Raw genomic sequence first — 13,626 nt, 5'->3', positions numbered from 1 at the left:
CTTCTTTTTTTGTTTTAAAGGCCTTGTTCTTCCAACCATGTATTATGGATAAGTTCTGAAGGTCTTGGTGACTCTGCATTTAGAATGCCCCCTTCTGGGTCTATCAATATAAATTGGGGAATGCTAAAAATGTTGTAGGCCTTAATGAATTCAGAATCAAAATCCTTATCGGCAAACAATTGTACACCAGCCATATTTTCCTCCTTTACCATTTTTTTCCATTTATCATGATCTCTTTTAGAATCAATTGAAATACTTACGAACGTTAAATTCTTATCATGGTATTTTTTCTCGAGTTTTTCTAAAAAGGGTATTTCTGCTCTGCAAGGAGAACACCAGGTGGCCCATACGTCAATGAATACATATTTACCTTTAAAATCATCTAAAGACGTAGTGCCTCCTTTATAATTTTCGTAATCCTTGAACTTTGGGGAAGGCCTCCCTGGCGCGTTAGCCAATTTGGATTCATATACTTTTATAAATTCCTTTTTCCTTTTTTCATTAGTGGCTACACTCATGTAACGATCATGTATATCTTGTAGTTCTTGCAATCCTGAATCTGTATACAGTACTGAACCTTCTGCACTTGAAAACGCCACCTCATTCCTAATATATTCGTTCGGAATTTCTTTGATGACTTCAAATTCAACCTTTGGATAATTTACTGTGGTATCTTCGCCTATGCGTTCATTGGTTTGCTTCATTATCTGGTTAAACACCAATGCTCTGTAACTTTTTGACGAGCGATAATCGGCTTCTCTATTTATTGGTAAGTTGGAGAGTTCTTTACTGTATCTTTCTGGTAATGCAACACCTTCTCTATTTTCTGGAGTTCGTGTCATAGACACGTATTCAGACAAACTGTGCAGTAAGGTGTAATGTAATCGTTTTTTTTCAAGCGCCTTGAAAGCATCAGAGAGACCATCTGATGTTTCAAGGTTATCCATCATTTTGGCATGTCGCTTTTCTAGGTTAGCCACGGCTTCTTGTAGTGTTTCGAGTTCTTTTTCGGGGTTTGGGTACATATCATAGCTGAGCAAAAGTTTTTTCTTTTCTATGAGATAGTTGCTTTCTTTAGCTGCATCACCTGAAAATGAAATACCTTTTTCTAGGTTGTCTCCATTAATGTTGATGTTAAGTTCTGCTCCAGGATATAGATACAGGTAAGTGCGTTGTCCTACGGCGTTCTCAAACTGGTATTCGTCGGGGGTTTTTAAATGTATCGTGTCTCCGAAGATACCATCATCATTAATTTTTAGTTCATATACATCTTCTTCATTTGTGAGTCTGAGTAATCCACTATAATTCGTGGCTTTTCCTGACACAATAGCGTATTCTTTTTTGGGTTCGGAGCTTTGTTTTTTTTCATTTTTGCAAGCATATACCAAAAATGTAGTTACAAGTAGTATTAAAAATTTATTGTTCATTTGTTTCTTTATTATTTGCTTTTAATTGCTGAAATAATTTTTATAGGTCCAAAGTATTTAACATGGGGCGTAATTCCGGTTCAGATGGCAAATAGGCATTTGATGCAATTATTTCACCATCAGGCCCTAAAATGATGGTCCTGGGTACACCTGGAATTTCATAGTCAACGATAAACTGAGAATCAAAGGCATCATCGGTCAAAAGATGAATCCCTGGTAAATTTTTCTCTTTAATCATTTTTCTCCATTTCGCTTCATCGTCTTTAAAATCAACAGAAATACTTACAAACTGTAGGTTGGTACCACGATATTCCTTTTCCAGTTTTTTAAGTTCTGGTACTTCGGCAAGGCAGGGTACACACCAGGTTGCCCAAAGGTCTATATACAAATACTTGCCTTTTAAATCTGCCAATGAGGTGGTACCCCCGTTATAGTTGATGTAATTTTCAAAGTTCGGAGAGGGCTTGCCAGGTGTTAGTGCCATTTTTCGCTCATAAACCTTTTTAACATCATTAATATGTTCTTGATTAGTTGCTACGGATAAATAACCTTCATGAGCACTTTTTAATTTATCGGCAGTCATTTCAGTTTTATCCAGCGCTCCTAAAATTATCATAAAAGCCATGTTGTTTTTAATGTATTCATTCGGCATTTTTTCTAACCAACCGAACATTGCCTCTGTTTTACTGACCTGAGGATTTTTTTGCACAACTTCTTTAACGTGCTGATCTATCTTGTGATTTAGGATAATTTGGTAGCTGCGAGATGTTTTGTAATCCTCTTCAAGATCAATGGGCACATTTGCCATCTCTATTTCATATTTTTTTGGAAGTTTAAGGTTAGAATCTTTGTTCGAATTCTTATATAAGCTAAGTATCATATCCATTTTTTCCAGATTTTGATATTTAAGTTGTTTTTCTTCTGAGGCTATAAAAGATTCTGAAAGTGTTTTGTGCTGTTGTAGTTTTTCCAATAGTTGTCGATACTGGTTTTCGATACGATCAAAGGCTTCTTCTGGCTTAATTGTCATCCCTTTGAACATGTTCTCAGGTTTTAGGTCTTTATCCTGTTCCAAGATCCTTGCTTTTGCCAAGAAATAATCTGCTATCTCTTTGCCTTCTCCAGAGAAAGACAGGTTTTCGAGAAACTTATCTCCGTTTATGGCTATATGTAGATCTGCTCCAGGATATAGGTAAACACCAACTTTTTGCAAGGCTTTACCCTTTTGGGATGTTAAATTTAATCTCACAGGTTTTTCTAAAAGCAGGGTATCGCTAAAGGAACCGTTACCGTCGGGTTCAATTTGAATTTCGGTATCAAGATTATCAGAAATCATATATAGTAAATCTTCGTAATTTTGAATACGCCCCGAGACTACTGCATAGTTTTTTGTGTCATTTGATTTTTGGTTATTGCATCCTACGAAAACGAATAGTAACATTAACCCTATCCATGTGTTTTTAATTTTTTTATTTACTTTATACATTACTTTGCGGTGTTTTATATTTAATGATTGATTTATAAGTGTTGTAACAAACCATGCTAAGACAGTGTTAACTCCACTGGTATTACCTACCAGAGTTACAATTCAACAATGCATGAGACTTATAATTTACTCTCTTAGGTTCTGCTGTATTTGTCCGTTACTCGTATTGATTACATTCTCTGAAATTGGCATTGCCCAATTGATACTGTTGGGAGCATAGGTTATATCTCCTCTGGTTAAGGAAATGCCTGCATTTTCAATGGCATTTAAACGTTTGATGTCAAAAAAACGTTTGCCACTAACATGAAATTCACGTCTGGATTCATCGATAATATGAGCTATGGCTTCATCAGCATTCGCAGCGGTGAGTAAGTGACCATCTGTGGCAACAAATGAGGCTTCAAAACGATTTGCTCTTAATTCATTGACCACGTTCATAGCTTCTTCAAAGTCACCAGTTCTTGCCAAACATTCTGCTTGTATTAATAATAATTTGGGCACGGTAATTCCTAGCTCAAATATATATTCATCAGAAAGAACGGTGTTGCCAGTATTGGGGTTTTCTATAGTAAATAGAAAACGTAGATCGTTATCCACATCACTGATGCTTAAAAGTTCATCTGAATACCCAGAGAATATTATTTCCTCAAAAGTTCTGGGGTCAAAAGCTGTAAGCACAAAAGCTTCTTTCATCAAAATGTTTTCAGGATTATCTATATCTGTGGGTAAAGACAATAATCCAAAAAAGTCTATTAGATCTGTATTATAATCTAAAACGGTGCTGTTTATAGACAGCGCATCTTCGGCATTAAGGAGTGCTTTTTCGTAATCGCCCATATGCAAATACACTTCAGCCAAAAGCCCCAAAGCAGCTGCTTTTGAAGGTCGGTTATTGGTACCGTTTATATTTGGTAACGCTGCAATGGCATCTTCTAGATCTTGAACTATAAAATCGTAGACCTCGTTCACCGTGTTTCTTGAAATTGGTACAATATCATCAGAAAAAACAGTTACTATAGGTACTCCAGAACCAGACTCTGCTGCTTGAGGAAGTCCATAGTGAACACCGTATACATTTACAAGTTGAAAATAATGATATGCGCGATGTACTTTCGCTTCTCCTTCATATACATTTTTTAACGGATCGTCTGTATCAATACCTTCAAGAACTTCAAGAATATGATTGGTATATCCTATACTGATATAATGGCGGCTCCAACCTAAATCGGTTTGAGTGCCTTCATAAAATATAGGTTCTAATTGATAAATATTGTCTATAAAGTCAGATTCTCTAGAGTTTCCAGCAGTCACAATTTCGGCTTCGGAAAGCTGTATGTTATCATGTACTAGATTGGGTATGGCATTGCCAAGTTCAAAAGACAAAGCACTTGCATTACCCAATAGTTGATCAACATCATCTAAGCTAGATGCAATGGCATTACCTTTAGGTTCAATATCTACATAATCGTCGCATGATTGGTTGATCAATGCTACAATGATTAAAATTATCGGTATTATCTTTCTCATTTTATTAAAAGTTTAAATTGACACCAAAAACAATTGTAACGGGGGGTATAATGCCTGGCCTAAATGCTTGTGCAAAATTGTCGGTAAAGGAAAAACCGTTTGCAGTAAATGGTACCGATTCAGGGTCTAACCCTACGTTATTTGCTCTCCATAACAACCCAAGGTTTCTAGCTTGAAGTGTGAAATTAACGACATCAAGTCCTATTTTTTCAGTAGCTAGGTTATTTAGTGTATATCCTAATGTAACATCACGCAACCGCACATAGGATGCATCTTGAATGCCGTAATTGGACAGGGTAAAGAATTCTTCCCTGGCAAAGCTTAGTTCGTCTGCATTTCTAGGTAATGCAGGGATATTGGTAGTAAGCTGATCTCCAGGTATTTTCCACGCATTGGAAACATCTTTATGGTATACTTTGTCTGGGGTACTGGCATATTTTTGGGCCAATGATTCTTGAAAAACGTGTCCAAACTTAAATGAGGCCAAAAACGACAACGTAAAGTTTTTATAGCCAAAGGAATTTCTAAAACCTCCAAAACCAGGAGCTATAAAAGGTTTTGTGGTAACCAAAGCTGCAATGGAAGGAAGCCCTTCTTCATACCCAATAATGTCTCCGTTCTCATTAAAAATCTGTGGATTACCATCTCTATCAAGTCCAGCCCATTCAAAGCGATATCGCGAACTAATATCTTTGCCTATAATATTTTGCTTACCATCATTAACATCTGTAATTAAAAATGTTGATACGGGTTCGTTATTTTCAGCAAAGGACAACACCTTATTTTTATTAAACGAAAAATTAAAGTTGCTATTCCATGTCAGTTCAGCATTTGTTAGAATGTCGAAATTTAGATTTATTTCTATCCCTTTATTTTCAATGGCTCCATCATTTCTGAATATATCTCCTGTTTGTCCAAAAGTTTCATTGATATTGAAAGGTACCAGAAGGTTTTCTGAAACACGCTCGTACACATCGATAGATCCATTGATCATATTGTCAAAAAAACCAAAATCCAAACCTAGATTTTTGGTCGTAGTTTCCTCAAAAGTGAGGTTTGGGTTGCCTGCACTTGAAATGTTTGCATAATTTTCTTGGGTAAATTCCTCATTAAAGTTATACTCAATGACTACTACCGTGGATAGACCTCTTCGAAGGTTACCATTTACACCATAAGACCCTCTCAATTTTAGTGTGTTGATCCAATCTGTAGCAATAAAGTTTTCTTTGGCCAAATTCCATGATCCCCCTACGGCCCATAACAATGGCCTGCTCAATCTTTTGTTAATGCCAAAGGCGGTTGTTTGATCTATCTTACCAGATAGGGTTAGGTTGTATTTACTTTTATAACTGTATGCAATGTTACCAAATGTGGAAACCGCCCTACTTACAACATCGGGTCTAAAAATATTGTTAGCCTGTATGCGTGCAGATCCTTGCAAATAAGATGGTATCGACCCAAAACGATATCCTTCAACAGATGTTGGGTCAAAGTTGACATTGGATACTCCAGTTCTGTCATTATATCCATAATAGATTCTTCTTGAAAGATCTACTGTATTTTCTGAGACTTCCATACCTCCCAAGGCAGATAAATTGTGGTATTCCCCATATGTATTGTTGAATTGTAAAGACCCTCTCAGTACGCTGTTTATTGTGTTTTCATAAGAGTTTTCTAATGTCCCTCCATAGGGCACATTGCGTACCACATCTGTATTCTCGTCGCTAAGAACCTCATCGATGTAGTTATTATTATTGGTTCTGGTCTCAAAAAGCCTGACATCCTTATTATTATTTATTTCATTTATGATTCTATTGTATTGATATTTTATATCGGCCGTCAACCAATCGGTTATTTCATAATTGATGCCCGCTGCCAATCTTAGATTAAATCGTTTGTTTTCATTATCCCGTAACTTTTGATCAAGTATTGGGTTGTAGGATGGGTCTTCAAAACCTAATGTTTTAAATTCATCCCTAAATTCTGAATATACATTTCTTATAGCCTGTGGTTCGCCATTATTATCTACCAAGCGATCGTATATTTTTAATCCTCCCACTCCTGTTAATAAACTTGAAACCCCTATGCCGTTATCTTTAGTCACAGAAGATGTCAATGATGCATCTAGTACGACTTTAGTTTTCTCATTGATTCTAAAATCTGTAGTCAAACTAAGGTTTAATCGTCTAAACTTATCTCCTAAATCAGGCCTTTCTTCATTAGCATGGGTTACTGTGAAATTATAAGATGACAGAGGATCTCCACCTCTTACACTTAGAGTGTTCTCCCTAATAAAGCCAGGAGATAAAAGGTATTTTTCAAAATCTTTTAATATGTCATTTTGTGCTAGTGCAGCAAGTCTTGTATCTCTTTCTGTGGCTGAAATTCCTCCGTTGGGATTATAAAAATCTGCCCAAATTTGTTGAAAAGGATCTAAAGTCTGATACCTACCCCCTATGTTAAATGGGTTACTAGGATCATTAAACACATTAAATGCTATATTGTCCAGACCATTATCTAACTCATAACTATTGCTATAAATTTTTATGGTCTCTTCTGCACTTGCCAACCCCAGGTCTCTTAAATCTTGACGCGTACCGATGGTTAGATTATTTGAAAACGTTATTGTGGGCTTTCCTGCATATTCGCTCCCTCTTTTTGTAGTAATTACCACAACGCCATTAGATGCGCGAATGCCCCATAAGGTTGTGGCAGCAGCATCACGCAAAATATCTATGGTTTCTATGGTTTGTGGATCTATATCATTTAAGGGGCCTTCATAAGGAAAACCATCAAGAACAATCAAAGGTTGCCTGTTCAATGAGTTTTGCCGTTCTTTTTGACCGCTATTTTGACTGCCAACTTGAAAATCTGTATCAAAAGTACTTATACCACGTATAATGAGCTCTGTTTGCTGTTGTCCTCCCGGAGTGTTAACCGAGTTGATATTTAAACCTGGGGATAACCCCTCTAATCTATCGGATAAATTAATTGCTTTTTGACGCGCAATGTCTTTTTTGGTAATTTTTGATGCCGCTACCGATGACCTTTCAATATTAGTTTCTGTATATCCAGTTAAGACGACCTCATCCAATTCATTCAACTCTTCTTTTAAAACAATGGTATATTGTTCTTGCTTTGTGGTAATAAGCTGTACATGATCTCGAAACCCTAATGCAAAGGCAGATAATTCAAGGTTTAATGATACTTCCAAAGAAAAACTTCCATCAAAATCTGTTTCTGTTCCCCTAACTATAAAATTAGAATTTCTGTAGGTTCTCTCCGTTGGTTGCGGTGTGGCAACCACAACGCTAGCTCCTACTATAGGTATTCCTGCTTTATCGAGAACACGTCCAGTAATGGTAAATGTTTCTTGTTGGTCATTGGCTTTTTTAACGGTTTTTTTCTTCTTGACTATGAATGTATTTCTTTCAAATTCATAAGTACACGATATGGGTTCAAGTGCCATTTTTAAAAGGTGTTTTATCTTTACAACTCCTTTTTTTACTTGAATAGGTTTGGTACCTTTTACCATATCTACATCGTAAACAAATAGATAGTCTGTTTGCGATTTAATAAGCCTAAAGATTTCTTCAATAGCAATTGATCTGTCTGAATCAATTACAATCTTTGCGTTTTGGGAAAACCCAGTGCTGGCATTTATACTAAAAGCCATGGTACAAAACAATAAAAAACACGATTTCATAATGACTTCGATTAGCCTTTTATCTTTAAAGAGTATGACCTCCTTTAAATTATATTTCATAAATTTACGATTGAGTTATTTAATTGGCTCTATAATTAACAAGGGATTAAACTGTTACTTTGGACGGTGCTAGTTTTTTCCCTTTTTTGATTATTTTACTATAATTGTTTTTCCTTCTATTTCAAATACAACCCTTTCTGTTTTTTCTATATTGATTAATAGTTCTTTTATATTACTTGTTCTTTTAAGCACTCCAGAAAACATAAAATCTTTCTTTGCTTCATCTTCGTAAACAATTGTGACATCATACCATCTGGATAATGTTTTTAGCATCTCGTACAATGATTGTTTTTCAAAACTGAAAAAACCATTTTTCCAAGCTATTTCATTGTCTACATCAACTGTGTTGATAACAATATTTGAATCCTTATTGGTAACTATTGCTTGTTGGGATGGTTTTAAAATCACACTAGAATCAGTATGAGTAATAGCAACCCTACCTTCTATTAAGGTTGTGGCTATGAAATGATCACTTTTGTAAGTTTTTATATTAAATTCTGTACCTAGAACTTCTATTTCCTGCCCTTGTGTAGCCACTATAAACCTTGCTCCATTATGATTAACACTAGAGGAAACATCAAAGTAAGCTTCTCCATAAAGTAATTCGACTTTTCTCAAATCGCCTGAAACAAAATTAACAGGGTATTTTAATTTAGATTCGGAATTTAACCATACTTTAGTTCCATCTGATAGGGTTACAAAAAATTCTCCTCCTCTGGGAATACTTAAATAATTATAAGCAATATTGGCTTTTTTAGAGTTGGTTACATTTTTATACGTAATGTTTTCACCGTTGCTACTTATATAGTCAGTTTGAAATTTTTCACCCTTTTCGAGGGCTATTTCTTCGCCATTTTCCAATGTAAGGATGGCTCTTTCTGTTCCTGGTAGAATTGGGCTTTCAATTGTCGTGATGATTTTGGTATCCAATTCACGAGTATTGACAAGATAAAAAACTCCTGATGATATTAAAATAACAGCCACTGCTGCGGCATATTTGTAGAACGTAAATGATGGTTTTCTCGACTTTTTATCTAGTTTAGCGAACAGCTCCTTCCATGCTTTTTCAAGATCTAAGTCTAAACGATCACTACGGTAGTTTTTCTTTACATTATCAAAGTATTTTTTATGCTCAGGAGATGCATTGTACCAAAGCGTGAAACTCTTGTTTTCTTCTTCAGTTAAAGAATTTTCTAGTTTTTTTAATATAAATTTAAACTCCATGAACTCTATTTTGTGGACGGGTTATACTACTTAGACAATTAAATTCTAACTTTGGGTGACAAAAGATTAAAAAAAATGTAAATTATTCACATAAAGAGTAAAAAAAACTCACGTTTTAAAGTCTTTATTGATTAATTTCCAAAAGAATAAGCAATGAAGTTATTAATTCTGTAATTGCGACTTTTGCTCGCTTCAAATGTGTTTTCACAGTATTTATAGAAATGTTTAATTCTTCAGCGATTTCAGCATAAGTATAGTTGTGTAGAAATTTTAACCGAACCACTTTTTGCATTTTTTCTGGCAGTGTATCAACAATTTTCAAAATTTGATGATAGACTATTTTCTTTTCATCTTCTTCGGTCGAGTCGAAAACATGTTCGGTAATCAAGTGGATATTCAATTCTAAATAGTGAAAACTATCGGTAATTTTAATGGACTTAAGATAGTTTAGGCATCTGTTCCGTACCATAGTCGCAACATATCCTTTTAGTGAAGATTTAATTTTTATTTTCTTAGCATTTTCCCAAATGTAGATAAAGACTTCTTGGACCAAATCTTCGCTAGCCTGTTGGTCAAAAAGATAACCATTGGCATAGGTCACCAGATCAGCGTAATTTTTATCGAAAAAATTTTTGTAGACCTTTCGGTTTTTCTTTCGTATTTCTTCAATGATTATATTCATGAAATCCCTATCTGAATAGCTTAGAATTTTTATAAAAACTAAAGAGTTTTGTTTGCTAATATAAACATTCAGTTGATCCTTATCGTCGAAAATACGCTCTTTTTTCATTTTATGGGGATAGACAAAAGGGTTACAGCTACCCCTCAAACCCAAAAATTTTATTGCCGTTTGCAAATAATCAATCCTACAAAATACTAAAAATCAATTAAGTACATAATAAGCACAACATGCCCAATATTTTAGAAACTGTTTTTATAACTACTCTATTTGACAAGCTTACTATTATATAATAAAACCGTTCACTATCTCCTTAAGATTTTTATTAACTTTAATAAAGGAAAATTCCTATATTTTACATATATTTATTTTAAATATAAACGGATACACTTATGCCATATCATAGCAAGTCTGAAAACAAAAACACGAATTCTGATAATAAAAAAAAAGGTACTCCCCTTATTCAATTTAAAGATAAAAGAGCCAGTAATACTAAGTTAAGTAATATTCAAGACACTATAGATAGTAGCTCTAGAGTTACAGGTCAAAAAGCAACAATGGACACTATTTCTAGTGAACCAATCCAAAAAAAAGAAAATAACACAGGATTACCAGACCAATTAAAATCAGGCATAGAAACATTATCTGGGGTAGATATAAGTGATACCCGAGTACATTACAACTCACCTAAACCGGCACAATTACAAGCGCATGCCTATGCACAAGGTACCGATATACACGTCGCTTCAGGGCAAGAAAAGCATTTAGCCCACGAAGCTTGGCATGTGGTACAACAAAAACAAGGTAGAGTGAAACCAACTACTCAATTAAAAGGTAAAACACTTATTAATGACGATGCTGGATTAGAGCGAGAAGCTGATGTCATGGGAGCTAAAGCATTACAGATTAATAATGATGCCCAAGAAAACAAGACATTCAATTCTAAAAGTGCTTCTAATCAGACCTCAACACAATTAGCCAAAAATGAAAATATAGTACAAAGAGTAGTTGCAAAAGAGTCTGGTGTTAGTGGTATAACACATATCGTTAAGTTGAGTGATGATGGATCAATATTTGACGGAACTGAGCTACCAATTGAAGTCACTGAAAGCGATTTGCTAATCATAGATGTATCAGATAAAATCCGTTCACGACGTGGTCCTAATCAGGAACTTTATAGTAGTCTAGATTCTAAAGGTGGAACTGATTACAGATGGTTTAGAGTTTTAAGCATTAATGACACTGATTATGAATCCAACGAATTGTATATTAGAGATGATGCTTTAACCCTAAAAGCCTCAGATAAAGGTAAACGAGCAGCCGACCATCCTAGAGAGCGAGTTGACACGATAGAGGAAGCTTTGGTTCACCTTCCACAATCTTATGCTCCACCTAAAGCCAGTGACTTTAAAGACGCATGGGAAAAAGCGACTCACCCAGAAATACATGGTTATAGACTGGCATTAGAAGGTTTTCAAACAGCCTGGGGATCATGTGGTATGGCTAATGAAGCATTAATACACCGCCTTACATCATTGAATACTCAACCGAAAATATTAAAGCGCGTAAATTTTGTGGGAGCAGATATGGCTAGCGCATTAGCCGCATTACTAGAATTACCTGTAACTGCTACAACTCTTATACAAGTAGCTAATCCATTAATCCATGAATTTACATTAGAGAAACGAACGGACAACAATAGCTTTTTACATCAAGGTTATATTAGCAATTTCAATGCTGCATGGTGGGCTGGATTGGCAGATACAGACATTCCACACTTTACTATGCTTGGACCTGAGAAATCAAAAATGATAGAGTCCAGAGAAGAATGGGGCAAAGGCCAACCTATAAATGTTGGAAAAATAGCCAATGGTTTAAAAAAATTCATGTTGAATGATACTTTCGGCAAGGGAGCATTAGAAGCATGGAAACACCTCCCTTTCCCTGTCGAAAAAAATCTGGAGACAAAACATGGTAAACTATCCTTTATGACAACAGTCTTTCAACTTCAAAATGAGAAGGCAGCAGTAGAAGCTCTAAGTAAATACGGAAAAACACAATCTTTGACTGAAAAGATTATGAGAGAAGCGGGAGCTGTCGCCCAAAATATCAAAAAATTTAAAGGTAAAGAAATGACCGAAAAAGGAGTCGAAGCAAATAGGCCAAAACTAAACCTCTTGGGTGGTTTACGTGCCGCTTCCCAAGGTGGATTAAAGGAAACAGGTAAGGCAGAATGGAAATAGAAGACTGGTAAAAAATATATTTCGATTCATTTTAAGCACGGATCTGTATTTTTTATAACTAGTTTACATTAAAAACTTTTACGCCTCCTTTTAAAATTTTATAAACGGCTTGTATACACATTAAAACCCCATAAAGACTTATACCATGTTTCCAATGAATTGCTAGGTGCAACACATCTGCTTCATATAGTTCTTCTATACCTATAATAATTAAACCAATGGAGACAATGAGATTAACAAATGGGGCTTCTATTATTTTAGACAAAAAGGATATTCCGTTTTTCATTTTATAAGATTATAATTTAACGTCAGTTCGGTTTAATTTTTTTAGAAAAATAATATTAAATAATTTTCAAGTGTTTGTCATGTCGACTGAGCGAAGCATGAGTGACGAGACATCCCATCATGATGAGATTCCCTGCCAACGGCTAAGGTGTCCCCACATCTTTAAAAAAGATTCATTATTTACTTTTCTTTGCCCGTCCAAAGAAAAGTAACAAAAGAAAAGACGCCCCTTCGATAGGAATTTCTTCTCTTGCTTGCGCTTGAGAAGAACCAAGTACAAAACTTCGACGTCGCGCCCATGTGTTATCCAATGCCATACTACTTTTCAATGTTTTTCCCCCAATGCGACACTCTGGCTGCTTCACTAAAATAGTCCACTGGACTATTTCTAAACGTTCGCCCCTCTTACGAAGGGTCGGGGCTTGTCTGATGGTCATTTATTAACGCTCACCTTAATCCCTTTTTTAAATCCTATAATCATAATCCTCTATTTAGTAGGGAACGACTTGTCCAAAATAGAGAGTTAAGTGCCGCTCCTTTGATTGTTGGGTTTTAATATATCAAGTTTACATTAATTTAAGCTGAATTATATATTAAGAAATATCTACATCTTCTTCACCTGCATCAGAAAAAGAAATTGATCCCTCCCAAAGGCAATCACATGTGCTATTATTATCTAAGGCATTCATCCCATTAATCAAAACATCGGATATGCCCGGAGACCATGGAGTGACTGTGCTAGGGACACAGGGTGCTGGTGTTTCTACACCTTGTGCTGCCGCTGTTGCTGCTATTACTGCCGGGTTTATTTCTGATGAACATTCTCCAAAAGACATGATATTCTCTAATGGAATATAATCATCGACCGTGGCTGCTGGCATACTATCTGAATTGACTTCATTTTCTGGTAACACCGTAAAAACAGATGTTGCAGTTCCAAAAGTACAGGAGATTGACGCACCGCTACATGTTAAATTTGCCATAAGTTT

9 protein-coding genes are annotated in these 13,626 nt (G+C 35.5%); 1 reads left to right on the top strand and 8 read right to left on the bottom strand.

Going from position 1 to position 13,626, the window contains the following annotated elements; all coding sequences use genetic code 11:
- Window positions 1-14: 14 nt before the first annotated feature.
- The 6 genes from Q4Q34_RS15570 to Q4Q34_RS15545 all read right to left on the bottom strand — a co-directional run bounded on the left by Q4Q34_RS15570 (window position 15) and on the right by Q4Q34_RS15545 (window position 10,220).
- Complete coding sequence (locus Q4Q34_RS15570) at window positions 15-1,427, bottom strand: TlpA family protein disulfide reductase (protein ID WP_303315323.1); 1,413 nt, start codon at window positions 1,425-1,427, stop codon at window positions 15-17.
- 40 nt (window positions 1,428-1,467) lie between these two features.
- A complete protein-coding gene (locus Q4Q34_RS15565; RefSeq protein WP_303315325.1) occupies window positions 1,468-2,913 on the bottom strand; it encodes a TlpA family protein disulfide reductase in 1,446 nt (481 codons plus the stop codon).
- Window positions 2,914-3,039: 126 nt separating this feature from the next.
- Window positions 3,040-4,440: a RagB/SusD family nutrient uptake outer membrane protein gene (locus Q4Q34_RS15560; protein ID WP_303315327.1), complete on the bottom strand. Its 1,401-nt coding sequence runs from the start codon at window positions 4,438-4,440 to the stop codon at window positions 3,040-3,042.
- A 4-nt stretch (window positions 4,441-4,444) separates the two neighbouring features.
- Window positions 4,445-8,146 carry a SusC/RagA family TonB-linked outer membrane protein gene (locus Q4Q34_RS15555; protein ID WP_303315329.1) on the bottom strand — a complete coding sequence of 1,234 codons (3,702 nt, stop codon included), beginning with the start codon at window positions 8,144-8,146 and terminating at the stop codon, window positions 4,445-4,447.
- Window positions 8,147-8,296: 150 nt separating this feature from the next.
- Window positions 8,297-9,430 carry a FecR family protein gene (locus tag Q4Q34_RS15550; protein WP_303315330.1) on the bottom strand — a complete coding sequence of 378 codons (1,134 nt, stop codon included), beginning with the start codon at window positions 9,428-9,430 and terminating at the stop codon, window positions 8,297-8,299.
- A gap of 124 nt (window positions 9,431-9,554) precedes the next feature.
- Window positions 9,555-10,220 (bottom strand): RNA polymerase sigma factor, encoded by a 666-nt coding sequence (locus tag Q4Q34_RS15545; RefSeq protein ID WP_303315331.1) that lies wholly within the window; start codon window positions 10,218-10,220, stop codon window positions 9,555-9,557.
- Window positions 10,221-10,501: 281 nt separating this feature from the next.
- Here Q4Q34_RS15545 and Q4Q34_RS15540 point away from each other — a divergent pair, with 281 nt between their 5' ends.
- Window positions 10,502-12,352 carry an eCIS core domain-containing protein gene (locus Q4Q34_RS15540; RefSeq protein WP_303315332.1) on the top strand — a complete coding sequence of 617 codons (1,851 nt, stop codon included), beginning with the start codon at window positions 10,502-10,504 and terminating at the stop codon, window positions 12,350-12,352.
- A gap of 58 nt (window positions 12,353-12,410) precedes the next feature.
- On the opposite strand, the gene Q4Q34_RS15535 is transcribed toward Q4Q34_RS15540, so the two are convergent.
- Both Q4Q34_RS15535 and Q4Q34_RS15530 read right to left on the bottom strand, forming a co-directional pair.
- The gene (locus Q4Q34_RS15535) at window positions 12,411-12,638 is read right to left on the bottom strand and encodes a hypothetical protein (RefSeq protein ID WP_303315333.1); all 228 of its coding nucleotides are present in this window, start codon (window positions 12,636-12,638) and stop codon (window positions 12,411-12,413) included.
- 592 nt (window positions 12,639-13,230) lie between these two features.
- Window positions 13,231-13,620, bottom strand: coding sequence for a DUF4280 domain-containing protein (locus Q4Q34_RS15530; protein WP_303315335.1), 390 nt, complete (start codon window positions 13,618-13,620; stop codon window positions 13,231-13,233).
- Window positions 13,621-13,626: the final 6 nt, after the last annotated feature.

Source organism: Flavivirga abyssicola, from assembly GCF_030540775.2.
Taxonomy (GTDB): Bacteria; Bacteroidota; Bacteroidia; order Flavobacteriales; family Flavobacteriaceae; genus Flavivirga; species Flavivirga abyssicola.
This window is presented reverse-complemented; position numbering and strand designations above follow the sequence as displayed.